Origin of the sequence: Sphingorhabdus sp. (assembly GCF_040079335.1) — a bacterium.
Classification (GTDB): Bacteria; Pseudomonadota; Alphaproteobacteria; order Sphingomonadales; family Sphingomonadaceae; genus Sphingorhabdus_B.
On the sequence record NZ_JBEBKL010000028.1, the window covers coordinates 15,652 to 39,497 of the forward strand.

At 57.6% G+C, this 23,846-nt stretch carries 24 protein-coding genes and 1 tRNA gene; 22 read left to right on the forward strand and 3 right to left on the reverse strand.

Translation table 11 applies throughout. The annotated features are described in order from the left end of the window. The first annotated feature begins 4 nt into the window (after nucleotides 1–4). Nucleotides 5–2,404, forward strand: a complete 2,400-nt coding sequence (gene lon / locus ABL922_RS09180) for an endopeptidase La (protein ID WP_349023911.1) — start codon at nucleotides 5–7, stop codon at nucleotides 2,402–2,404. A gap of 287 nt (nucleotides 2,405–2,691) precedes the next feature. Beyond that, nucleotides 2,692–2,964: an HU family DNA-binding protein gene (locus ABL922_RS09185; protein ID WP_115548669.1), complete on the forward strand. Its 273-nt coding sequence runs from the start codon at nucleotides 2,692–2,694 to the stop codon at nucleotides 2,962–2,964. A gap of 139 nt (nucleotides 2,965–3,103) precedes the next feature. Here the strand turns inward: ABL922_RS09185 and ABL922_RS09190 are convergent, their stop codons facing one another. Continuing rightward, on the reverse strand, nucleotides 3,104–3,355 hold the full coding sequence (locus tag ABL922_RS09190; protein WP_349023912.1) for a hypothetical protein: 252 nt from the start codon (nucleotides 3,353–3,355) through the stop codon (nucleotides 3,104–3,106). Nucleotides 3,356–3,492: 137 nt separating this feature from the next. On the opposite strand from ABL922_RS09190, the gene ABL922_RS09195 reads away from it, so the two are divergent. After that, the gene (locus ABL922_RS09195; RefSeq protein ID WP_349023913.1) at nucleotides 3,493–4,905 is read left to right on the forward strand and encodes a M20/M25/M40 family metallo-hydrolase; all 1,413 of its coding nucleotides are present in this window, start codon (nucleotides 3,493–3,495) and stop codon (nucleotides 4,903–4,905) included. A 92-nt stretch (nucleotides 4,906–4,997) separates the two neighbouring features. Then, nucleotides 4,998–5,852 carry a DUF1266 domain-containing protein gene (locus ABL922_RS09200; protein ID WP_349023914.1) on the forward strand — a complete coding sequence of 285 codons (855 nt, stop codon included), beginning with the start codon at nucleotides 4,998–5,000 and terminating at the stop codon, nucleotides 5,850–5,852. Nucleotides 5,853–5,892: 40 nt separating this feature from the next. Here the strand turns inward: ABL922_RS09200 and ABL922_RS09205 are convergent, their stop codons facing one another. Then, a complete protein-coding gene (locus tag ABL922_RS09205; protein ID WP_349023915.1) occupies nucleotides 5,893–6,297 on the reverse strand; it encodes a hypothetical protein in 405 nt (134 codons plus the stop codon). A gap of 243 nt (nucleotides 6,298–6,540) precedes the next feature. On the opposite strand from ABL922_RS09205, the gene rpsB reads away from it, so the two are divergent. The 14 genes from rpsB (at nucleotide 6,541) to ABL922_RS09275 (ending at nucleotide 19,179) form a co-directional block, all read left to right on the forward strand. Beyond that, nucleotides 6,541–7,395, forward strand: a complete 855-nt coding sequence (gene rpsB, locus ABL922_RS09210; RefSeq protein ID WP_349023916.1) for a 30S ribosomal protein S2 — start codon at nucleotides 6,541–6,543, stop codon at nucleotides 7,393–7,395. A gap of 153 nt (nucleotides 7,396–7,548) precedes the next feature. Continuing rightward, the gene (gene tsf / locus ABL922_RS09215; protein WP_349023917.1) at nucleotides 7,549–8,475 is read left to right on the forward strand and encodes a translation elongation factor Ts; all 927 of its coding nucleotides are present in this window, start codon (nucleotides 7,549–7,551) and stop codon (nucleotides 8,473–8,475) included. Between the two features lie 109 nt (nucleotides 8,476–8,584). Then, nucleotides 8,585–9,310, forward strand: coding sequence for a UMP kinase (pyrH, locus tag ABL922_RS09220; RefSeq protein WP_349023918.1), 726 nt, complete (start codon nucleotides 8,585–8,587; stop codon nucleotides 9,308–9,310). Nucleotides 9,311–9,313: 3 nt separating this feature from the next. After that, a complete protein-coding gene (gene frr, locus ABL922_RS09225) occupies nucleotides 9,314–9,871 on the forward strand; it encodes a ribosome recycling factor (protein WP_349023919.1) in 558 nt (185 codons plus the stop codon). Nucleotides 9,872–9,960: 89 nt separating this feature from the next. Next, on the forward strand, nucleotides 9,961–10,611 hold the full coding sequence (gene uppS / locus ABL922_RS09230) for a polyprenyl diphosphate synthase (RefSeq protein WP_349023936.1): 651 nt from the start codon (nucleotides 9,961–9,963) through the stop codon (nucleotides 10,609–10,611). Then, entirely contained in the window at nucleotides 10,608–11,342 is a 735-nt protein-coding gene (locus ABL922_RS09235) for a phosphatidate cytidylyltransferase (protein WP_349023920.1), read from the forward strand. The genes uppS and ABL922_RS09235 overlap by 4 nt, the downstream gene beginning before the upstream one ends. Further along, nucleotides 11,339–12,505, forward strand: coding sequence for a 1-deoxy-D-xylulose-5-phosphate reductoisomerase (locus tag ABL922_RS09240; RefSeq protein WP_349023921.1), 1,167 nt, complete (start codon nucleotides 11,339–11,341; stop codon nucleotides 12,503–12,505). The genes ABL922_RS09235 and ABL922_RS09240 overlap by 4 nt, the downstream gene beginning before the upstream one ends. Then, complete coding sequence (locus tag ABL922_RS09245; protein ID WP_349023922.1) at nucleotides 12,495–13,613, forward strand: M50 family metallopeptidase; 1,119 nt, start codon at nucleotides 12,495–12,497, stop codon at nucleotides 13,611–13,613. The genes ABL922_RS09240 and ABL922_RS09245 overlap by 11 nt, the downstream gene beginning before the upstream one ends. A gap of 103 nt (nucleotides 13,614–13,716) precedes the next feature. After that, the gene (bamA, locus tag ABL922_RS09250) at nucleotides 13,717–16,371 is read left to right on the forward strand and encodes an outer membrane protein assembly factor BamA (protein WP_349023923.1); all 2,655 of its coding nucleotides are present in this window, start codon (nucleotides 13,717–13,719) and stop codon (nucleotides 16,369–16,371) included. After that, a complete protein-coding gene (locus tag ABL922_RS09255; protein ID WP_349023924.1) occupies nucleotides 16,371–17,099 on the forward strand; it encodes an OmpH family outer membrane protein in 729 nt (242 codons plus the stop codon). Before bamA ends, ABL922_RS09255 begins: the two co-directional genes overlap by 1 nt. 5 nt (nucleotides 17,100–17,104) lie before the next feature. Then, entirely contained in the window at nucleotides 17,105–17,560 is a 456-nt protein-coding gene (fabZ, locus tag ABL922_RS09260) for a 3-hydroxyacyl-ACP dehydratase FabZ (protein WP_349023925.1), read from the forward strand. A gap of 105 nt (nucleotides 17,561–17,665) precedes the next feature. Continuing rightward, entirely contained in the window at nucleotides 17,666–17,893 is a 228-nt protein-coding gene (gene rpmE, locus ABL922_RS09265; protein ID WP_349023926.1) for a 50S ribosomal protein L31, read from the forward strand. 90 nt (nucleotides 17,894–17,983) lie between these two features. Next, nucleotides 17,984–18,060, forward strand: a tRNA-His gene (locus tag ABL922_RS09270). An 87-nt stretch (nucleotides 18,061–18,147) separates the two neighbouring features. Continuing rightward, entirely contained in the window at nucleotides 18,148–19,179 is a 1,032-nt protein-coding gene (locus ABL922_RS09275; protein ID WP_349023927.1) for a Glu/Leu/Phe/Val dehydrogenase dimerization domain-containing protein, read from the forward strand. 47 nt (nucleotides 19,180–19,226) lie between these two features. Here ABL922_RS09275 and ABL922_RS09280 read toward each other — a convergent pair whose 3' ends face one another. Continuing rightward, the gene (locus ABL922_RS09280; protein ID WP_349023928.1) at nucleotides 19,227–20,804 is read right to left on the reverse strand and encodes a S8 family serine peptidase; all 1,578 of its coding nucleotides are present in this window, start codon (nucleotides 20,802–20,804) and stop codon (nucleotides 19,227–19,229) included. A gap of 135 nt (nucleotides 20,805–20,939) precedes the next feature. Between ABL922_RS09280 and ABL922_RS09285 the strand changes: the two genes are divergently transcribed. The 4 genes from ABL922_RS09285 (at nucleotide 20,940) to ABL922_RS09300 (ending at nucleotide 23,783) form a co-directional block, all read left to right on the forward strand. Continuing rightward, nucleotides 20,940–21,464 (forward strand): RNA polymerase sigma factor, encoded by a 525-nt coding sequence (locus tag ABL922_RS09285; RefSeq protein WP_349023929.1) that lies wholly within the window; start codon nucleotides 20,940–20,942, stop codon nucleotides 21,462–21,464. After that, a complete protein-coding gene (locus ABL922_RS09290; RefSeq protein ID WP_349023930.1) occupies nucleotides 21,457–22,155 on the forward strand; it encodes a hypothetical protein in 699 nt (232 codons plus the stop codon). The genes ABL922_RS09285 and ABL922_RS09290 overlap by 8 nt, the downstream gene beginning before the upstream one ends. Before the next feature lie 92 nt (nucleotides 22,156–22,247). Further along, the gene (locus ABL922_RS09295) at nucleotides 22,248–22,754 is read left to right on the forward strand and encodes a hypothetical protein (protein ID WP_349023931.1); all 507 of its coding nucleotides are present in this window, start codon (nucleotides 22,248–22,250) and stop codon (nucleotides 22,752–22,754) included. Nucleotides 22,755–22,868: 114 nt separating this feature from the next. Continuing rightward, complete coding sequence (locus ABL922_RS09300; protein ID WP_349023932.1) at nucleotides 22,869–23,783, forward strand: hypothetical protein; 915 nt, start codon at nucleotides 22,869–22,871, stop codon at nucleotides 23,781–23,783. The last annotated feature ends 63 nt before the right edge of the window (nucleotides 23,784–23,846 follow it).

A 23,846-nucleotide genomic window follows, 5' to 3' on the forward strand; every position in this document is an offset into this window, starting at 1 on the left:
AAATATGACGCAATCTCTTCCCCTATTGCCCCTGCGCGACATCGTCGTGTTTCCGGGCATGGTCGTGCCTTTGTTCGTAGGGCGCGACAAATCGGTTATCGCGCTTGAAAAGGCGATGGCGGCGGACAAGGAAATCTTCCTCGTCACCCAGCTCGACCCTGCCGAGGACGATCCCGATTATGACGATCTCTACACGGTCGGCGTTTCCGCGACCGTGATGCAACTGCTGAAATTGCCCGATGGCACCGTGCGCGTGCTCGTCGAAGGCAAGCAGCGCGCCAATCTGTTGCGCCTGCATCAGCGCGCGGCGGACTATGTAGAAGCCGAAGTCGAATTGATCGAGGCGAAAGCGACTGACGGCCCGGAGACAACTGCCCTGATGCGCTCTGTTGTCGAGCAGTTCGAAAATTATTCGAAGCTCAACAAGAAAGTCCCCACCGAAACTGCGGTGCAACTTGCCGAGATTGAGGATGCTGCGCAACTTGCCGATGCCGTTGCGGCGAACATCAACCTCAAGGTTTCGGACAAGCAGGCCCTGCTTGTAGAGGCCGATCCGCTCAAGCGCCTCGAAATGTCCTTTGCCTTCATGGAAGGCGAATTGGGCGTGCTGCAGGTCGAAAAGAAGATCCGCGGACGCGTGAAGCGCCAGATGGAGAAGTCGCAGCGCGAATATTATCTCAACGAACAGCTGAAGGCGATTCAGCGCGAGCTTGGCAATGGCGATGAAGACGGCGGCGACGAGCTAGCCGAGCTGCAGACCAAGATCGACACGCTGAAGCTTTCGAAAGAAGCCAAAGCCAAGGCACAGGCTGAAATGAAGAAGCTGCGCGGCATGGCGCCGATGTCGGCGGAAGCCACGGTGGTGCGCAACTATCTGGATTCGCTGCTGGGCATACCCTGGGGCAAGAAATCGAAGCTGAAGCGCGATATCGCCAAGGCGCAGGACGTTCTCGATGCGGACCATTTCGCGCTCGAAAAGGTCAAGGACCGTATTGTCGAATATCTGGCGGTGCAGGCGCGCACCAATAAGCTGAAGGGGCCTATCCTGTGTCTCGTTGGCCCTCCGGGTGTCGGCAAGACCTCGCTTGGCAAGTCGATTGCCAAGGCGACCGGGCGTGAGTTTATTCGTCAGTCGCTGGGCGGCGTGCGCGATGAGGCCGAAATCCGCGGTCACCGCCGCACCTATATCGGATCGATGCCGGGCAAGATCGCGTCGAACTTGAAAAAGGCAGGGACGATGAACCCGCTGTTCCTGCTCGATGAAATCGACAAGCTGGGACAGGATTTCCGCGGCGACCCTGCGTCGGCGCTGCTTGAGGTGCTCGATCCCGAACAGAACAACAAGTTCAATGATCACTATTTGGAAATCGACCTCGATCTTTCGGATGTGATGTTCGTGACCACAGCAAACAGTATGAACCTGCCGCAGCCTCTGCTCGACCGCATGGAGATCATCCGGCTGGAAGGCTATACCGAGGACGAGAAGCTGGAGATTGCCAAGCGCCATCTCGTTGAAAAGCAGGTAACGGCCCATGGTTTGAAAAAGGGCGAGTTCGACGTCAGCGATGACGCGCTGCGCGATCTGATCCGCTATTACACCCGCGAGGCCGGTGTGCGCACACTGGAGCGCGAGATTGCGAAGCTGGCCCGCAAGGCTCTGCGTCGAATCCTTGAAGGCAAGACAAAGAGCGTATCGATCACGCCTGAAAATCTCGCCGAATTCTCGGGCGTCCGCAAATATCGCCATGGCATTGGTGAGGACGAGAACCAGATTGGTGCGGTGACGGGTCTTGCCTGGACCGAAGTCGGCGGTGAATTGCTGACCATTGAAGCCGTCACCGTCGGTGGCAAGGGGCAGATCAAGACCACGGGTAAGCTCGGCGAAGTTATGTCGGAGTCGATCCAGGCGGCGCTCAGCTATGTGAAGGCGCGCGCGCCCAGCTACGGTATCAAGCCTTCGATCTTCAATCGCAAGGATGTGCATATCCACTTGCCCGAAGGCGCAGTGCCAAAGGATGGGCCGTCGGCGGGCATCGGTATGGTGACAGCGATCGTATCGACGCTAACCGGCATTGCCGTCCATCGGGACGTCGCCATGACGGGTGAGGTCACGTTGCGTGGCCGCGTGCTTCCGATCGGCGGGCTCAAGGAAAAGTTGCTGGCGGCGCTACGTGGTGGCATCAAGACCGTGCTGATCCCGCAGGAGAATGAAAAGGATCTCGCCGAGATTCCAGCAAATATCAAAGAGGGATTGGAGATCATCCCTGTCAGTCATGTTGATCAGGTTTTGGCAAGGGCACTGATCTCGCCGCTTGTTCCTGTCGAATGGACCGAAGCAGACGAATTGGCGGCGCTGCAGCCCCCGGCTCCAGCGCCTGCGGTGGGAGCAACCGTTACACATTAGAGCGAGCTAGGCCTGACAATTTGACGTATTTAATGCAGGACGCGATGGTATTTGACGTCGCGTCCTGCCGCATTTCGGGACAGTTTTGTGCTGCGGTTACCGCCAGTTACACTCAATTCAACGCAGTTATCGACAGATTATACTTCAATTCACCGAAATGCGCGGTTTTTTGCGGATATTTCCTTTGACAGAGGGCGGTTTCTCCTCCTTATTCCCGCTCCGGCCCAGCCGCGATTCCATCCCGGAATTGGTCCTAATATTTCAATTGAGAGGGGGATCCCGATACCATGAATAAGAACGATCTCGTCGCAGCCGTTGCAGATGCCAGCGGACTCAGCAAAACCGATGCAGGCAAGGCAGTGGAAGCTACCTTTGACGCCATCACCAAGGCACTGAAGAAGGGCGGCGAAGTCCGTCTCGTCGGTTTTGGCACATTCGCTGTCGCAAAGCGCAAGGCTTCGACCGGTCGCAACCCGCGCACCGGTGAAGAGATGAAGATCCCTGCCTCGAACCAGCCCAAGTTCAAGGCTGGCAAGGCACTCAAGGACGCCGTGAACTAAGCTTCACGCGCTGTCGTAAAACAGGAGAGGCGGAACCTTCGGGTTCCGCCTTTTTTGTTTTCGGTCTCCATATATATCGGACGCAAAAAAAGCGCTGACGCACCAATATGCAGCAGCGCTTTTTCTGTGTCAGGAATAATCAGGCAGCGCGCAACCGGCCAAAGGCGAAGGCCTGCTGTTCGGGCTGCGGTTCCAGTTCATTGACCACAACCAGCCGCACACGCTGGCCTGTATAGCGCACAGCACCGAGGCGGATGACACGTTCAACCGGTGCGCCGCGCATGGCTACAACAGCGCCAATCCGATCCCATTTCTGTGCCAGCGTCAGCAGGATCGCATAGGTCGAAAGCAGGAATGCAGCGGCGAAAAGGACGGCAGCGACGAATGACATTTTGTTTCTCCGAATCTCTAGAATTTCCGTTAAAGTTCTATATTTGTTCCTGTATGTCAAATTAAAAATTCGGCGGTTGAAAAGCATGGCCGCGACCGATAGCCTCGGGACAGCGATTTATCAGACGGGGGCAAGAGATGCGTTCAGGAAAATGGGTGGTTGCTGCGGGTATTGGAGCCTTGGTAACAAGCGGCGCGACAGCCCAGACGCTGCGCCCCGATCAAGCTGCTTTCCGCGAGCTCTATGTCGAGCTGGTAAATACCAACACGGCTTATTCGAATGGCAGCTGCACGATCGCCGCCAACCAACTGGCCAAGCGAATGCACGACGCCGGCTTCACCAAAGACGAGGCACGCGTGATTGTCGTCCCCGGTTATGAACGCGAAGGCAATCTGGTCGCCGAACTAAAAGGCAGTTCAAAGAAGCTGAAGCCCATGCTGCTCCTCGCGCATATCGATGTTGTCGAGGCAAATCGCGAAGACTGGACGCGTGACCCGTTTACCCTGGTTGAGGAAAATGGCTTTTTCTATGCAAGAGGCGTGGCGGACGACAAGGTGCAGGCGGCGATCTGGGTCGACAGCCTGATCCGTTTCAAGAAAGCGGGCTTCCGGCCAAAGCGCACGATCAAAGTTGCGGCCACCTGCGGTGAGGAAAGTTCGAGCAAGGCGTTGAACGGTGCCGAATGGCTGGCGCGCAATTTGCCCGAAACGCTTTCTGCCGAATTTGCATTGAACGAAGGCGGTGGAGGGCGGCTCGACAAAAACGGGAAGCCCCAATTCCTCGCGATCCAGGTTGGCGAAAAGGCGAACCGGATATTCGATCTGGAAGCGACCAACCCCGGTGGTCACAGCTCGGTGCCGCGCCCCGATAATGCGATTTACGATCTCGCCGAGGCGATTGTGGCGGTGAAGCGGTTGGGCTTTCCAGTACAGTTGAACGACACCACCCGGGCCTTCCTGACCCAGATGGCACCGACAGCACCTGCTGCAGGGCAAAAGGCTATATCGGATCTGCTGGCGGACGAGAGCAACGCGCAAGCCGCCACGATCCTGTCAGCCGATCCGGTGATGAACTCGACACTACGCACAACATGCGTCGCGACGATGCTCGATGCTGGCCACGCACCCAATGCGCTGCCGCAGCGTGCCAAGGGCGTGGTCAACTGCCGTATCGTGCCGACAATGTCCACAGAGGCAACGCAGATGGCCATTGAGGCGGCGATCGCCAATCCACGCGTCAAAGTGACGTTGCGTAAGCCGCATCGCCCGATGGCGGTGCCGCCGCCGCTCGACAAGCGCATCCTCGATCCTGCGATCAAATTGGCGGGTGAGGTTTTCCCGGGAGTGCCGCTGGTTCCGACCATGTCGACCGGCGCGACTGACGCCACGATGACCGCGCTGATCGGTATCCCGACCTATGGCATTCCCGGTATATTTTATGAGGCTGACGGCGGTGGCATTCATGGACTGAACGAACGGATAAGGGTGCAGTCGGTCTATGACGGGCGCGATTACATGCATCGACTGATCAAGCTGTATGCCGAAAGATAGAGCTATTTGGTCGTATTCGGTTATCATCGCCGCGATCTGAAGATAAACAAGGGGCAGGGGCGTTTTGCGACGTTCAGACCGGAGGTCGGGTCATGATATTCAAGATTTTCAAGGAAATGGTAGCCGCCGTCAAGGAAGGCGTGGCTGAAGCTAAGGCCGAACTGGCCGAGGAGAATGCGGTAAAGCAGGTGCTGGAAACCCAGCAACTCGATGCCCTTCGCAACCAGCCGCAGGCCGAAAGCTTTGCCGTGGCACTAGGTGCGCCGCACCGCTGGATATTTATAGGCGAAACTGCCTATGACCTGTGCTCGACCGAAATCGCTGCGGCCAAAAAGGACGAGATTGCAAAATTGCTGATCCGCGATTTTGGCGCCGACAGCGATCTGGCGGTAACCGGTGCGGTGCTGACGCTTGAATCGGTGCATTATGCCACAGCCATGCTCAACGTGCTGGTCGCCAGGCTGGACGGAGCGCAGACTGAAGCCGATTCACTGGCCATCCTTGCCGATGTTGAGCGGATAAGGACGCTGCTGGCAACTGCGGTTGCCGTTGGCGAGGCGCACCGGTTTGACTCGGCGATGATCCCGCAATTGCTGACCAACCGGAATATTCTGTATTCGGAATATCGGTCGCTATTGAAGGATAATCTGGCCGATGAAACCAAGGCCGGGCTGGCTGCCATCGCCGCCAGAGCGTCCTATCTGACCTTTGCCGGAGCCGGTATCGGGCTGTTGCCCAAAGAAGATGCGTTGGCGTTGATGGCACCGCTTGCGTCAGCGGCAGAGGCGCATTTCAGCAGCTGGGCTGACTATGCCGAACATCATGAACAAGGCGAAAAACTGGACAAGACCAATAATGCGATCGGCCGAAAATTGTTGCGAGACGCCTGCCGCCGCCTGCAGACCGAGCCGGCATCGCCGTGGGTATTGTTCGGCTTTTCCCGCTGATTTTGGCGATCATTGGAGTCTGGCCCTTAGGGTCCTGACCCTAGTTTGCTGACCGGGTCCCGCGCCGGGCGGCGAACCATTCGCGCAGCATCGCTTGTGTGCAGCCGGTGAAACCCCCGGTGCCGACAACCGAGCAACTGTTGGGGCGCGTCGCTCGGGCCCCTTCATCCAGGCTTTCGACCGCCGAAGTCCAGGATTGGCTCGCCTGTGCCTCTTCCTCGGCTTTGCGCAGGTCTTTGGGAATGCGGTAGCGATCACCTTCTGGTGCGGTTGCGCAGACAACGATCTCGTCGGGATCAACGGCCTCAGGGCATTTTTCTTCGCCAAATGTGGCGAGGAAGGAGATTTTTTCGGGCGGCTGTCCGGCGATACCTAATGGCAAATCGCTTGCGGATGCCGAGGTTGCAAAGGCGAATGCTAATAAGGGAAGCAGGATGCGGGTCACATTTTTTCCGGGCGATCCGATTGGAGTCTGGTCGCTTTCGCCAATATTTCAGATTGTGAGGTGAATGGCAGATTAATCCAGCCTTTTCCGCAGAAATTGGGCTGCAGGCTTGACGAATCTCCGTGGCCCAGCTAACGGCCCGCCCATTCCACATGGAAAGCGCACATCACCGGTGCCTTTGCCGTAACCAGTTTGCGGCCTTGGTTCTTGCTTTCCAGAGGTTCAACCGGAAGGAGAAAGACTATGGCGGCACCTGTCGTCACCATGCACCAATTGCTTGAGGCCGGAGCACATTTCGGCCACCAAACCCATCGCTGGAACCCGCGCATGAAGCCGTATATTTTCGGCGCACGCAACGGCGTTCACATTCTTGACCTGTCGCAGACCGTGCCGCTTTTCGCGCGCGCTCTCGATTTCGTGTCGGCCACCGTGCAGGCAGGCGGCAAGGTGCTGTTTGTCGGCACCAAGCGCCAGGCGCAGGGTCCGATTGCGGACGCTGCTCGCGCGTCGGGCCAGCATTTCGTCAACCACCGCTGGCTGGGCGGCATGCTCACCAACTGGAAGACGGTTTCGAACTCGATCAAAAAGCTGAAGACCCTTGAGGAACAGCTTTCGGGCGACACTTCGGGTTTCACCAAGAAGGAAATCCTTCAGATGACCCGCGAGCGTGACAAGCTTGAGCTTTCGCTCGGCGGCATCCGCGACATGGGTGGCATTCCGGACGTGATGTTCGTGATCGACGCCAACAAGGAAGAGCTCGCGATCAAGGAAGCCAATGTTCTGGGTATCCCGGTAATCGGCATCCTCGATTCGAACGTTTCGCCCGATGGCATCGCATTCCCGGTTCCGGCGAATGATGACGCTGCGCGTGCGATCCGTCTCTATTGTGAAGCGATTGCCGCTGCCTCGACCAAGGGCAACACCGGTGCTGCTGTGGCACGTGGTGAAGACCTTGGTGCGATGGTAGAGCCGCCGGTTGAAGCTGCGGTGGTCGAAGAAGCTGCCCCGGTTGCTGAAGAAGTAGCGGCTGTCGAAGCTGCGGCTGTCGTGGAAGCCCCCGCTGCGGAAGCCAGCGAAGAAGCTGCCCCGGAAGCGTAACAAAAATAGTGTCATTCCCGCGAAAGCGGGAATCCATTGCCTGACATTCCGGTTCAAACCGAGGCTTTAGGCCATGGATCCCCGATGATATCGGGGATGACATGTTTCTGGACCTGACTGGTCCTGCCAAACCAAAGTCGAAAGGACACAAAAATGTCTGCAATTACCGCTGCTGCCGTGAAGGAACTGCGCGAACTGACCGGCGCCGGCATGATGGACGCCAAAAAGGCGTTGGAAGAAACCGCTGGCGACATGAACGCCGCCGTTGACCTGCTGCGCGCCAAGGGCTTGGCAACTGCCGCCAAGAAATCGAGCCGCACGGCTGCTGAAGGCCTTGTCGGCGTTGCTGTCGATGGCACAAAGGGCACCGCTGTTGAAGTGAACAGCCAGACCGACTTTGTTGCCAAGAACGAACAGTTTCAGGATTTCGTCCGCAAGACCACCAGCGTTGCGCTGGGCCTTGGTGCGAATGATGCGGAAACCATCCTTGCCGCTGCCTATCCCGATGGTGGCACGGTTCAGGAAGTTCTGACCAACAATATCGCGACCATCGGTGAAAACCAGGTCATCCGCCGCGCCAAGACCGTTTCGGTCTCGCAGGGCCGCGTTGTTTCTTACGTTCATAATGCGGCAACAGCTGGCATGGGCGGTATCGGCGTTCTGGTCGCGCTTGAAAGCGAAGCCGATGCAGCAACGCTCGACGGACTTGGCAAGCAGCTGGCGATGCACATCGCTGCCGCTTTCCCGCTGGCGCTCGACGAAAGCGGTCTTGATCAGGACACGCTGGACCGCGAAGCGGCGATTGCCCGCGAAAAGGCTGCTGAAAGCGGCAAGCCCGCCGAGATCGTCGAAAAGATGGTCGAGGGCGCGATGAAGAAGTTCGCCAAGGAAAACGCGCTCCTCTCGCAGCTGTTCGTTATCGATAACAAGACGCCGATTTCGGAAGTCGTTGCCCAGGCTGGCAAGGCCGCTGGCAAAGACATCAAGCTGGTCGACTATGTCCGTTACCAGCTCGGCGAAGGCATCGAAAAGGAAGTCTCTGACTTTGCAGCAGAAGTGGCTGCAGCGGTTGGAGCTTAAATAAAGGCCGTTCTTGCCGATTGTGGTGGGGATAAAGTCTTGGCGATATGGCGCGCGGCTCTTATAGCTGGGCGCCATTATCGTATCTGCATTTGGGGATGAGGATCATATGAGCGCCAACGGCTACCGCCGCATCCTGTTGAAATTGTCGGGCGAAGTGCTGATGGGCGATCAGTCCTTTGGCATCGACCCTGATACGGTCGCTCGCGTGGCTGCCGAGGTGAAGGCGGCCAAGGATACCGGATTGGAAATCTGTCTGGTGATCGGCGGCGGCAATATCTTCCGAGGAATGGCGGGTGCCGCCAAGGGCATGGACCGTGCGCAGGCCGACTATATGGGCATGCTGGCAACCGTCATGAACGCACTAGCGATGCAGAATGCGCTTGAGCAATTGGGCGTGCAGACCCGCGTGCAATCGGCGATCGAGATGGACAAGGTGTGTGAACCTGTGATCCGCCGGCGCGCTGAACGGCATCTGGAAAAGGGCAGGGTGGTGATCTTTGCCGCGGGCGTCGGTGCGCCTTACTTCACCACGGATTCCGGTGCCGCCCTGCGAGCTGCCGAGATGAAGTGCGACGCCTTGCTCAAAGGCACATCGGTCGATGGTGTCTATGATGCCGATCCGAAAAAGGTTTCTACCGCAAAGCGTTATGAAACATTGACGTACGACCGTGTTCTTTCAGACAATCTGAAGGTCATGGATGCGAGCGCCGTGGCGCTGTGTCGCGACAACGACATTCCGATCGTGGTGTTTTCGATCCGCGAACCGGGCAATATCCTGAAGGTGCTTGATGGTACCGGCACCTCTACAATTGTGAAAAGTGAAGGGAATTGAACCATGCCGCAATATGACAAGGCCGATGTCGAACGCCGCATGAAGGGTGCTGTTGAGTCGCTCAAAGGTGATTTGTCGGGCCTGCGCACGGGACGTGCCAATGTGACGCTGCTCGATCCGGTGACGGTCGAGGTTTACGGATCGAACATGCCGCTCAACCAGGTTGCAACTGTCAGCGCGCCCGAACCGCGCATGCTGTCCGTGCAGGTTTGGGATCGCTCGAATGTGACGCCGGTCGAAAAGGCGATCCGTTCCGCGGGTCTTGGGCTCAACCCGATTACTGACGGCCAGATGCTGCGCCTGCCGATCCCCGACCTGACCGAAGAACGCCGCAAGGAACTGGCGAAGCTGGCGGGGCAATATGCGGAGAAAGCCAAGATTGCCGCCCGCAACGTCCGCCGCGATGCCAATGATGCGCTGAAGACCGACGAGAACAAGAAGGAAATCAGCGAAGACGACCGCAAGCGCCTTGAAACCGAAGTCCAGAAGATGACCGACGAGACGATCAAGGCCATCGACGAAGCGGCGGCACATAAGGAAAAGGAAATCATGAGCCAGTGATTGGCCTGCGGTCCTCAAAGGCGAGGGCGCTAAAACAGGCCGATCCCGAAAATGGCGGGGGCGGCGCCCATGGCGCGCGCCATGTCGCCATCATCATGGATGGCAATGGCCGCTGGGCGAAGAAAAGGCATTTGCCGCGTGCGCTGGGACACAAAAAGGGTGTCGAAGTGGTTCGCGAAATCGTCCGTCATGCGGCCACGACGGGGCTGGAAGCGCTTTCGCTTTATGCCTTTTCGAGCGAGAATTGGAAGCGGCCGGAGGATGAAGTCAACGACCTGATGGGGCTGCTGCGCGGCTTTATCAAATCCGACATTGACGAATTTGCCGCCAATGATGTGCGGCTGAAGATTATCGGCAATTACAAGGTTCTGGCTCCCGATATTGTCGACATGATCGACGATGCGCTGGCCCGCACCGCGCACAACACACGCACGACTTTGGCAGTTGCGTTGAACTATGGCTCGCAGGACGAACTGGTCCGCGCGGCGCAGGCGGCGGCGGAAGAGGGTGCGATCACGGCAGAGGCGATTGAGGCCCATCTCGACACCGCCGACATGCCGCCCTTGGACCTGCTGATCCGCACCTCTGGGGAGCAACGCCTGTCGAACTTCATGCTGTGGCAGGCCGCCTACGCCGAGCTGTGGTTCACTGAAACATTATGGCCTGATTTCACTCCAGCTGAGTTTGACGCTGCCCTCGCTGAATTCAGCACGCGCGAAAGGCGCTATGGCGGGCGATGAGTGGCGACGAAGCACTACCGAAACCGCGCTCTGACCTTGGCTTGCGGACGCTGTCAGGCATAGTAATGCTGGCTCTGGCATTGGGAGCGATTTGGTTCGGAGGTTGGTTTTTTGGAGGTCTGATCGCCAGCGTAGCCGTTGGTGTTTTCTTTGAATGGATCAAGTTGGTTCGGGGTTTTGTAACGAACTCGGGCGGTAGAGGGCTGTGGTATCTGGGAGGCTTGGGGTATATCGGCATGGCTTGCTTTGCCTTGCTGACACTTGGCGGTGTTCTGCCATCTCATACAGAGCGCGGCATAATTCCAGCACTCAGTTTGATCACAATGGTGATAGGCACAGACATCGGCGCGTATTTCGCCGGTCGTACATTTGGGGGCCCGAAAATTGCTCCTAGAATCAGCCCATCGAAAACTTGGTCTGGCTTATTTGGCGGCATGACAGGTGCCGCAGTGATGCTTGCGCTTACATCGTCCGAGCAGTTTTACCAGTTTTGGACGGACCAGAATGTCGATTTCCAACCCGTTGGCATTTTACCGACGGTTATTGCGGGAGTAGTTGTTGCGGCAACGGCTCAAGCTGGAGACTTCTTCGAAAGCTGGATGAAGCGGCGGGCGGGCATGAAGGATTCTGGTAGTCTGATTCCGGGACATGGCGGCTTATTCGACAGGGTCGATGGACTGCTGGGAGTCAGTTTTATTGCGGGTATTTTGATTTTGGCGGGCGTCGCATGACGCGCACCATCTCCATCTTCGGCGCAACAGGCTCGGTCGGCCTCTCAACGCTCGATCTCGTGCGCCAGCATCGAGACAAGTACCGCGTCCTTGCTTTGACCGCCAATGGCAACGCCGCCGATCTCACCAAATTGGCGCGCGAATTTGAGCCTGAAATTGCCGTGGTGGCTGACGAGGCCTCCTTTCCTGCGCTTGAGGAAGCGCTTGCTGGAACCAGCATTGCTACCGCTGCTGGCCCTGCCGCATTGGTCGAAGCTGCCCAAATGGGAGCAGACTGGACGATGGCGGCGATTGTCGGTTGCGCGGGCCTTCCGTCCACCATGGCAGCCATCGAGGCTGGCAAGACCGTGGCGCTTGCTAACAAGGAAGCGCTGGTTTCCGCAGGCGAGTTGATGATGGCTGCCGTGGCGCGATCGGGTGCGACGTTGTTGCCTGTCGACAGCGAGCATAATGCGATCTTCCAATGCCTCGCCGGTGGCCGCATCGATCAGGTCCGCAAGATCACGCTCACCGCTAGCGGCGGGCCATTCCGCACCTTCAGCCTCGAACAGATGCGGGCCGTGACGCCTGCCCAGGCCGTCGCGCATCCCAATTGGGATATGGGCGCAAAGATCAGTGTCGACAGCGCGACGATGATGAATAAAGGGCTTGAGCTGATCGAGGCGCACCATCTCTTCCCCGTCGGTCTCGACAAGCTGGACATCGTCGTCCACCCGCAATCGGTGATCCATTCGATGGTCGAATATGTCGACCGTTCGACGCTGGCGCAGCTGGGTTCGCCCGATATGCGCATCCCGATTGCCAGTGCATTGGCCTGGCCGGAACGGCTCGAAACCAACAGCGCGCCACTCGATCTGGCGCGGATTTCGAAATTGGAATTTGAAGCGCCGGACATGGTGCGCTTTCCTGCTTTGCGACTGGCTCGAACAGCAGCTGAGCAGGGCGGCGCTGCCCCGGCCATACTGAACGCCGCCAATGAAGTTGCCGTTGCAGCATTTCTGGCAGGTCAGATAGGCTTTCTTGACATTGCCGATGTGGTTTCGTCGACGCTTGACAGCTATTCACCGAACGCCCCCCACTCGCTCGATCATTTGTTCAGCATTGATGCAGCCGCCCGCACCTACGCGAAAAGCCTGATGGAAAAATTGCCACATGCAGCTTGAATCCCCGCACATTCTCGTCACCATCTTTGCGTTCCTGCTTTTGCTCGGCACGCTCGTCGTGGTGCACGAGCTCGGCCATTATTGGGTCGGGCGCTGGTTCGGTGTGAAGGCCGACAAATTCTCGATTGGTTTTGGTCCGCAAATCTGGGGCAGGGTCGATAAACGCGGCACGCTCTGGCGCATCGGTGCGCTGCCATTGGGTGGATATGTGCAATTTGCGGGTGACATGAACCCTGCGAGCCAGCCTGATGAAAATTGGGAAAAACTATCGGCGGCTGAGCGCAACCAGACCTTTCAGTCTAAAGCCTTGTGGAAGCGGGCTTTGATCGTATTCGCTGGGCCGGCGGTGAACTTCCTGTTGGCCATACTCATTCTTTCAGGGTTCCTGTTGTATTACGGACAGGCCGTGAACCCGCCTGTGGTGCAGAGTGTCGCCGAAGGAACGGCTGCCGAAAAAATGGGTCTCAAACCCGGTGATCGCATCCTTGCTGTCAATGGCACCGCGGTCGATAGCTTTGGCAAACTGGCGACCGAAATTGCCGTCCATCCGAATGAGCGTATTTCCATCCGCTATGAACGCAGCGGTGTCATCCGCACCGAAATCGCCAAAATTGGCGTGCTCGAAGAGGTCGACCGGTTCGGCAACAAATATCGCCGTGGCATATTGGGTCTGCCCATTCCACCCGCCGAAATCCGCGAGGTGGGGCTATTGGAAGCTCCTTGGTTGGCAACCAAGGAAACAGCGAACATTGTGCGCCTGACGGTCAAGACGACCGGCCAGATCATCTCCGGACGCCGCCCGATTTCCGAACTGGGCGGGCCGTTGAAAATCGCCAAGGTTTCGGGTGAGCAATTTGTTCTGGGAATGTCTGCTTTCCTGTGGCTGACGGCGATGATCTCGATTAACTTGGGGTTCATCAACCTGTTGCCAATTCCGATGCTCGATGGTGGACATTTACTTCTATACGGGGTCGAGGCTGTGCGCCGTCGACCTGCCACTCCGGTAGTTCAGGAATGGGCATTTCGTGCCGGATTTGCGGTTTTGGTCAGCTTCATGTTGATGGTGACCTTCAACGATCTCGCCTCATTCGGGCTGTTTGGCAAATGAGGCGTGGAAAGAATCCACAGATTGCTTGATTGAAACCGGCGCTTGGGGCAAGGGCGCAACACTGTTTTTTCCGTTAGCGGGGCCAGAGGAAGGTCGAGAATTTATGAGCAAAACTTCGGTTTCCGGCAAATGGATCGGCGCTTCCGTGCTGGCGGTGATGGTTTCGCTGTCTGCGGCGCCCGTTGCCGCGCAAACGGGCGAAGCAACAATTGCTGCCCCGCAGGACAGCACAATCCGCTCAATCAATGTTGTCGGCACGCAGCGTCTAGAGGCTGACACTGTCCGTTCCTACATCCGGCTGCGCGTCGGACAGCAATGGACCCAGGCTGCAGGCGATCAGGCGCTTAAGGACCTCTATGCAACCGAATTGTTTGCCGACGTCAGCGTGCGCAACAATGCGGGCGACATCACGATCGATGTGCGTGAAAATCCGGTGATCAACCGCATCATCCTTGAAGGCAATAAGCGCATCAAGAATGACAAGATCGAGCCCGAAATCAAACTCGCGCCGCGCCAGATTTATTCGCGTTCAAAGGTTCGCGCCGACGTTGCGCGTATCGTTGAACTCTACAAGCGTCAGGGCCGTTTTGCAGCGCAGGTTGAGCCCAAGCTGGTTCAGCTGGATCAAAACCGCGTTGATATCGTTTTCGAAATCACCGAAGGGCCCAAGTCCAAGGTTCGCCAGATCAATATCATCGGCAACGACAAATTCTCCGATGGCAAGCTGCGCGGCGAAATGGTTACCAAGCAGGCGCGTTTGACCAGCATTTTCAGCTCGGGCACCAGCTATGATCCTGATCGCCTCGCGTTCGACCAGCAGAAGCTGCGTCAATTCTATCTGACCGAAGGTTTTGCCGATTTCCGCGTCGTATCGGCGGTGGCCGAACTCACGCCGGACAAAAAAGACTTCATCATCACTTATGTCGTTGAAGAAGGCGAGCGGTACAAATTCGGCGAGGTTAAGGTCGACAGCAAGATCCGCGATTTCAAATCGGAAGCGCTGACCTCCAGCCTGCGGATGAAGAATGGCGACTGGTACAACGCCAAGATGGTCGAAGATACCGTCGAAGGATTGCAGGAAAGCGCTGGTCTGTTCGGTTACGCCTTCGCCGAGGTAAATCCGCAATTCAATCGCGACAAAGATGCTCTCACCATGAGCATCACTTTTGACATTGCCGAAGCGCAGCGCGTTTTCGTCGAACGCATCGACATCAACGGCAACACCATTACGCAGGACAAGGTCGTGCGTCGCGAATTCCGCCTGAACGAAGGTGACGCCTTCAACAGCATCGGCGTGAAGCGGACCACGGATCGCATTAAATCGCTTGGGTATTTCCAGGAGGATCTGGAAGTAGAGCAGGCCGAAGGCAGCACGCCGGACCGGATTGTTCTGACGACCAATGTGGAAGAAAAAGCGACGGGTGAACTTTCGCTGTCCGCTGGCTTCTCCTCGATCGAGAATTTCATTTTCCAAGGCTCGATCACACAACGCAATTTCCGCGGTAAAGGTCAGGAACTGCGGACAAACATTTCCTATTCCAGCTATTCCAAATCGGCTGAAATCGGTTTCACAGAACCCTATTTGTTCGACCGTTCGATCGCTCTTTCGGGCGACATCTTCCGTCGCGATCTGTCGAGCTTCAACTTCTTCAACAATGATCGCAACACCACCTACGAACAGGCAACGACCGGATTTCAGCTGCGTACCGGTGTTCCGATCAACGAGTTTCTGTATTTTCAGGCCCGTTATGGTTTGAGCTATGACGATATTTCGCTTGATCGCGGCTTGTTCTTTACCGATCCGGACGGCACAGGTCCGCTGCCTTCGACATGCGACCCGGTTTTGGCGGGTCGCTTCCTATGCGACGCAATTGGCAAGCGATTGACATCTACGCTTGGCTACACGCTTCTTTACGATACCCGCGACAATCGAATTCGGCCAACGCGCGGCCACAGCTTGAGCATAAGTCAGGATTTCGCAGGACTTGGCGGTGATGTTCGCTACGTCCGCACGCGACTGAATGCCGACAAGCATTTTAAAGTAACCGATAGCGGCTTCATCTTCTCGCTGTCTGCCGAAGGCGGCTATGTTCACCCGCTTGAAAATCGCGGTTCGCCTGCGCTTGGTATCGACGACGTTCGCCTGACTGACCGCTTCTACCTCGGCGAGCCGCAAATTCGTGGTTTTGACATTCGCGGCGTCGGTCCTCGTGTGCAGCGTATTTTCTTTGATGGGGGAATTGAGAACGGCGTACCGGTCAACGTTCCGCGTCTTGATCGCAAGCAGATACAGGATGATGCGATCGGTGGTCGGGCATATTATCTTGCCCGTGCTGAACTTCAGATACCGCTCGGAAGCGGTGCGAAAGAACTTGGACTGCGTCCATCGGTGTTCATCGACGCGGGTGCTGTTTTCAAGGTGACCACGCCGATCTTGCAGACAATCCAGCAAAAATCGGCTGCATCTGCCACCACACCGAGCTTGCCATTGTTCTACACAGTCAACACTTCAGGCACGACTCCGGTGCTGGAAACAACGACCGTTGCGACGAATCCCGATGGTTCGGCTCGTGTACCGGTCTTGCAATTCGAAGAACGCTTTTTTGGCGATAGCTGGAAACCCCGCGTTTCGGTCGGCGTGGGCGTAAACTGGAATTCGCCTTTCGGACCGTTCAGGATCGATATAGCCCGCGCCCTGCTAAAAGAGCCTGGCGATGATACAAAATTATTTACATTCAACGTAGGAACCCAATTCTGATGAAATTTGCAATCAAGACCCTTTCGGCAACACTGCTGGCGAGTGCTGCTATTGCTGTTAGCCCTGCAAACGCGCAGGTTGCTGGTATAGCGACGCTCGATACGACCGATGCGATCATGCAGACCAAGGCATTCGCTCAGGCCTATCAGCAGATCGGTACCACCTTCACCAGCAACTCGCAGATGATCCAGACAAAGCGCAAGGAAATCAATGATATCAATGCGCAGCTGGATACTAACAAAGACAAGAACCTGACCCAGGAAGAACTGGATGCGGCAATCAAGGCGAAAAATCCGTTGCTGACCCAGTTGGAAACCAAGGAAAAGGAAATTGCTCAGCTTCAGCAGCCGATCGTTACAGCGCAAGCTTTTGCGGTTGAAAGCATTGCCGATCGTTACGCTGCTGCGCAGCAACAGGTTGTGACGCAAAAGAAGATTAGCATGATTTTGGCACCCGATGCGTTCATCTGGGCACCCGAAGCCGTTGATGTGACCAAAGCAGTGACTACAGCTCTTGATGCAGCCGCGCCTTCGGTTGGTATTACGCCACCTGCAAACTGGCAGCCCAAACAGTCGACCGGCCCGCTTTACGAACAGATCCAGCAGCGTTTGCTGACCGCTGCCCGCATGCAGGCGATCCGCAATGCACAGGCACAGCAGGCTGCGCAACCGCAGGGCACTGCTCCCGCTGCACCTGCTCCGCAACAGCCGCAGCCTGAAAGCCGCTAATTTCGATGAGTGATTTCGCCAATTACGATGTCCGGCGGGTGATGGCGGTGCTTCCGCACCGCTATCCGATGCTGCTTGTCGACCGCGTCCAGGAACTGGTCGTCGATGAACGGATTTCGGCCATCAAGGCGGTCACGATCAACGAAGGCTTTTTTCAAGGGCATTTTCCTGGTCGTCCGATCATGCCGGGCGTTTTGATTGTCGAGGCGCTGGCACAGGCTGCTGGCGTGCTTGCCATGGAAAGCTTCGGGCTCGCCGGTTCGGGCAAGCTGGTTTACTTTATGGCGATCGACAATGCCAAATTCCGCGCTCCGGTCGAGCCGGGCTGCCTGCTCACTCTAAACGTCCAGTTCACGCAAAAGCGACCCCGCGTCTGCAAATTTGCGGGGCAGGCTTTGATTGGCGATCAGGTTGCCGCAGAGGCGGAATTCATGGCGATGATCGCCGACCCACCAGCGTAACGCAAAGCTCTCCAGAAAGCTTGCAATTGAGCGGATGCGTCGCTAAGGGCGGCGCTTCGCAAATCCTGGATCCGGTCGGAAACCGGGCCGAAAAGGAGAAATGATATGAAAAACGATATCCATCCCGAGTATCACATGATCAAGGTGCAGATGACTGACGGCACCGTCTTCGAAACCCGCTCTACCTGGGGCAAGGAAGGCGATACGCTACAACTCGACATCGATCCGACCTCGCATCCGGCATGGACCGGCGGTCGTGGCACTATGCTTGATGCAGGCGGCCGCGTTGCGCAGTTCAACAAGCGTTTTGGCGGGCTTACGCTCAAGAAATAAGCCTTTGGGCCAGTGGATTTGAAAGGTGCCGGGTTGACGCCCGGCATCCTTTGCACATAAGGACGCGCCTGCCTTTCTACAGGTGCTGTGGCGACCGTAGCTCAGTTGGTTAGAGCGCTGGTTTGTGGTACCAGAGGTCGCGGGTTCGGATCCCGTCGGTCGCCCCATTTTTCCTTACATTTGTAGCTGACAAACAGGTTGCGTAATATTATTGCGCAGCTTCGTAATTTCTCGCGACTCGTAAGGATGCTGCCATGCCCGCGCTTTGGGACCTGCCCGATTTCGACGCCCATGAATCGGTGCATATGTTTGATGACCCGAAAACCGGTCTGCGCGCGGTGATCGCGATCCATTCGACACATCTGGGCCCGGCAGCGGGCGGGACGCGTTTCTGGCACTATGCCGATCAGCAAGCTGCTTTGACCGACGCGCTGCGTCTGTCACGCGGGATGAGCTACAAAAATGCGATGGCTGGCTTGCCCGCTGGCGGTGGCAAAGCGGTGATCCTTGCCGATACCAACCGCAGTAAACCACGTGAACTGCTCGATGCCTTCGCCCGTGCGGTTGATTCACTCGGCGGCCGCTACATCACGGCGCAGGATGTTGGCATGTCGGAGGATGACATGGTCACTTTGTCGCAAACCACGCAGCATGTCGCGGGCTTGCCGGGGCAGGGGGGTGATCCCGGCCCTTATACTGCACGTGGCGTGTATCTGGGCGTCAAGGCAGCGGCCAAGCGCGCGCTGGGCAGTGAAGACGTCAAAGGCATGCATATTGCGATTCAAGGCGTCGGCAGCGTTGGTGGCGGCCTTGCCCGCTATCTTGCTTCGGAGGGTGCCAAGCTGACGCTGGCTGATGTCAACGAATCTCGTGCCGCCGCGCTCGCGGCTGAACTCGGCGCCGAAACTGCCCCGACAGAGGCAATCATGGCAGTCGAAGCCGATATCTTCAGCCCCTGTGCACTGGGAGCGATCCTTACTGAGGCGAGCGTTGCCTCGTTGAGGGTAAAGGCCGTCGCAGGCGGTGCGAACAATCAACTCGCAACCGCTGCGCAGGGTCGCCAGCTTGCGGACAGGGGCATTGTCTATGCCCCCGATTATGTGATCAATGCAGGCGGCATCATCAACGTGCTGCGCCATATCGACCAGGCCGATGATGCCGCGATCAACGCGCGCATCGATACCATTCCCGGACGTCTGCACCAGGTTTGGGATGAAAGCGAAGCCAGCGGAGATACCCCTGCTGAGGTAGCAGATCGCATCGCCCAGCGGTTGATTGGGCGGTAATCTCTAGCTCACCAATTTACCTATTTTGTGCGTGATCAGCCTGTTGATCAGGAAATGAAGCCGTATCCATAGACCGCATCACGTCCGGGCTCGCCCAAGTCGCGGGCTTCGGCTTCGAGGCGCTTTATGCATTTGAGCCGCGTTGCCGGGCTTTTGCTGCCGGTGCACCGCGCCATCCAAGCGGCTACATGCGGCGTGGCAAAAGACGTCCCGCTCTGTCGTGCGGTCTTGCCCCCCGGGGCCGCTGCTGTGACGTCGACCCCAAGAGCTGCAACGCGAACATAGCGACCTTGGTTGGCATAGCGGTAAACGCGTAGATCTTTGTCGACTGCCGTTACTGCAACAACATCGGGCAATGCTGCCGGATAGGCGGGCGCCGCAGTTGGGCCACCATTTCCGGCGGCGGCAACGATCACATGCCCCATTCGGCTGGCCTTACCGACAAGTGTATCGAGTATCTTGTTCCTCGGCCCAGCCAGGCTGATGTTGATCACCGGCACCTGCTGCTGCACCATCCAGTCGAGCGCACGCACAATCGCGTCTGCCGAGGTATAGGGCCTGCCCACGCCGCTTTGGAAAATGTTCGCCGAATAGATGGTTGCAGCCCCCTCGCTGGCCAGAAGCGAGGCGATCGCGGTGCCATGTTCAGTAGGAACCGTCTTGATGCTGCCGCTGAAGTCGCGCGTCTGCAAGCTGAGCTTTGACAACGCCTTATGACCCGCGACCCCGGTGTCGATCATTCCAATTTTTAGCGTTCCGGATTTGGCCTTGATGTTGCTGCTACCCTTTGCGGAAACGCCACCCTGCGGCGTGAACAACAGCCCATAGAAATGCGACAGATCATAGCTTCCTAGTCCGTCAGTGCTTCGCATCAAATCAAGTGCGGCAGCCGAATCCATACCATTGGGAGCTGCGAAGCGGATGACTTCGCTTCCCAGCGCGGGAAGTTGTGCCCGGTCGATCACGGTGAAGCCAGCGTTGACAGCAATTGCCATCGATTTTTCGTCCACGTCGATCCCGACAATTTCACCTCTGCGCACCGGGAAGCCCCTGTTGTCGAATTCGGGGCTCTCTTCGCTGGCGAGATCGCGCATCGATTCCGACGATCCGTGACTATCGTCAAGGGCATCTTCCGCCGCCTTGGCGGCATCTTCAGCGGCGTCGGCGGCATCCTTGGCCGCATCTTCAGCAGCCTTTGCAGCATCCTCAGCCGCGTCAGCCGCATCTTTTGCGGCTTGTTCTTCGGCATCGGCGGCGTCCTTTGCCGCCTGCTCCTGCGCGTCTGCTTCGGCCTTGCTGAGTTCGGTATTGGCTTTGATTTCCTGAATGCGGGTTTCTTCGGCCGTTTTGATGTCATCGATCTGTGTGCGTTCGTCCGCACGCGCTGCATCTTCACTGGCGCGGGCACTATCGCGCGAAGCCCGTTCGGCTGCGCGAATTGACGCTTCCATTGCCTTGTCGGCGCGGTCTTCGCGGTCAAAGGCTTTAAGTTGAGCTGGGCCAACCGCGAGGGCTACCGCTAGGATCGCGGTAAACTTAACCCTTGTTAGGGCATTGCTGGAATGGCTTATAGGCACTGGCGAAGTTTCGCGCTTACGGCCCAATTTTGCAATATGCTGTATCATGCAACAACAACGGCCAGCCTTGACAATTATTCCGCTGGTCCTGACAAATAAAATCCAGTCTATCCATGCAGATAGATTTTTAGGGAATCCCATGCGGAATAAATTCCGCTTCATGACGTTAGGGGCTCGAACAGAATGCACGCCGGCAGCGCAGAGATGGAAAGCGTCCGGGCGCGCATAGTGGCATTTCTGCCGCGCCTTCGCCGTTTCTGTACGGTGCTGGCGCGGAGCGAAGACAGGGGCGATGATTTGATGCAGGCAACAGTCGAAAGGGCGCTGACGCGGATAGACCAGTGGCAACCGGGCAGCAGTCTGGAAAGCTGGATGTTCCGGATTGCGCAAAATATCCACATAGACGCAGTTCGGGCACAAGGTCGTCGCGGCATCACGATTGATATCGACGAGGCGGTCTCGCTGGCTGGCGATGATGGAAGGGCCGTGGTCGAAGGGCGTTCGGACCTCAATCAGGCGAGGGCCGCGATGGCGGCCTTGCCTGACGAGCAGCGCGTATTGATGGCGCTCGTCGTGCTTGACGGGCGATCGTACAAGGAAGCAGCGGAAATTCTGGACATACCAATCGGAACGGTGATGAGCCGCATAGCAAGGGCGCGCCAGTCGGTTGATCGTGCGTTGCATGGCGAAGGGCAGGGCAATGGCTGACAGGTACGAAACCATAGCGGCCTATCTGGACGGCAGCCTGACAGGTGAAGACCGTTTGCGTTTCGAGGCCGAAATGCAGGCGGATGAAACGCTCGTAGCCGAGGTGAACCAGTGGCAAGCCAATGACGCGATGTTGCGTGCCGCGTTCCCGATTGCCGATGGCGGCGTCGACGCTGCCATGCTCAACCGGCTCGGATTGGCTGAACCCAAAAAACTTCCCATCGCCGCCAATGACAATCGCTGGTCGTGGGGACGTATAGGCCTTGCGGGTGGAGCGATCGCTGCCTCGCTTGCCGTCGCAATCGTGCTGCTCCAGCCCACTGCCAAGGGCCTGGCAGATGAACAGCAATTCCAGATCGCAATGGAAAGCCTGCCATCGGGGCAGACAATAAATCTGGCTAGCGGCAATCCAATTGGCCCGGTTCTCACTTTCCGTGCGCGAGACGGCCGTTATTGCCGCGAATTTGCCGGTGACCGAGTGGGCGGCGGCATCGCCTGTCGGTCCGAAGGCGAATGGAAGGTCGAGGCCACGTCAGCGCGCGGTGCGGACACAGGAAACAGCAATCAAATTCGCACTGCTGCTGGTAGCGACCCTGCGGCGCTGAATGCGGCATTGGACAGACTGGGCGCTTCCGATCCGCTCAATGGCGAAAATGAAAAAGGCCTAATTTCATCGGGTTGGAAGGAATAAGCGGTTTTTTGTCGCGGCTGGGGAATAAACCCTTCGCACTTCCGTTGTGGAATGACCGGCACCCCCCGCCGGGTCCATTCGGGAGAAACAAAATGACTACAATCTGGAAACTGGGCGTCGCAACCGCCGCCCTCTGTGCCGCAACCTTGACTGCTGGAAGTGCTATGGCACGCCGCGGTGCCGACGATCCGGCAGGTCATGTCCGCCAGTGCCGCGGCTGCGACGATGCGCCGGGTGATGTTCGCCAAGGGCGTGGCGCCGACGATCCGGTCGGCCATGTCCGTCAGGGTCGTGGCGCAGACGACCCTGACGATCATGACATCAACGATGACAATGGCGGTGATCGCGGTGGTCGTGGCGCCGATGATCCGGCAGGCGACGACCGCCGGGGTCGCGGAGCCGACGATGGCCCGAACCACGACGCCAACGATGATAATGGTGGCGATCGCGGTGGCCGTGGCCGAGGCGCCGACGACGCACCGGGTTCAGAAAATGTTGCCATGGATGACAATCGTGGACGCGGAAGAGGTCGCGGGCGCGGCGGTGACGACGCTCCGGGCGATGACCGTGGCGGTCGCGGCGCCGACGATCTGGGTTAACCGGGTCGCTGGCGGTTCCGGGGAGGTCGCTCCTTCCCGGAACCGAATGCCTTATTATGTTGACGCGCGGCTCCGAAAAAGAAAGTCTGTGCCGCCAAGTTCCGGGGAAACATCATGAAATTCCATTCCAAGACATTCACGGTCGCCTGTGCATTGCTGGCAGGCGTTGCCAGTCAGCCCGCATTTGCGCAGGACCAGAGTTCATCGAACGCCACAACAAGTGCCGACGACAAGGGTGTTCTGCGCTTTTCGACGGGTATCAACTATTCAAAAGGCGATTATGGCGAACTTACCGATACCAAGGTGGTTTCAGCACCAGTTAGCCTGAAATATAGCAAAGACAATTTCAGCATCCGCGTGTCGGTGCCCTATGTGCGCATCGATGGCCCTGGCTCGCTGATCCAGACGCCGGAGGGCCGCGATGGCGGATCGGGCAGCGGCGGACGCACCGACAATAGCGGGCCGGGAAGCGCCAATTCGGGTTCCGGTTCAGGGAGTTCAGGTGAAGTCGAGGTTGACAACAGCGGCGGTGCTCCCGTTAGTTCAAGGCGCAGCGGATTTGGCGATGTCGTCATCGCGTCGACCTATTCATTCGACCTTGGCAATGATTTTTACATCGATGCGACCGGCAAGGTGAAAATTCCCACTGCGTCGAAAGCAAAGCGGCTCGGCACCGGCAAGGTCGATGTTACGGCTGCGCTCGATTTCGTCAAAGAATTCGGGCCTACGACGCTCTATGTCCATGGTCGTCGCAAATTTGCGGGCAGTTCGACAACAGTTCAGCTGCGCGATACCTGGGGTGCAGGCGCCGGAGCCAGCGTCCGCGCGGGCAATGGCGTGACGGTGGGTGCAGACTATGATTGGCAACAATCGTCGATCGTCGGCAATCAAGCATCGAGCGAAGTCACCGGTTGGGCAAGCTTCCGCCTTGCCAAGGGCTTCAACATGTCAATCTTCGGCAGCACGGGATTGAACAGAAACAGTACAGACTTCGCTGGCGGATTATCACTGAGCATTCGGCTCAACTGAGCGAATGAAATTGGGTTAGGGGACCGGCCCTTCGGGTCGCATCGAGGCTGATCCCCAACCGCG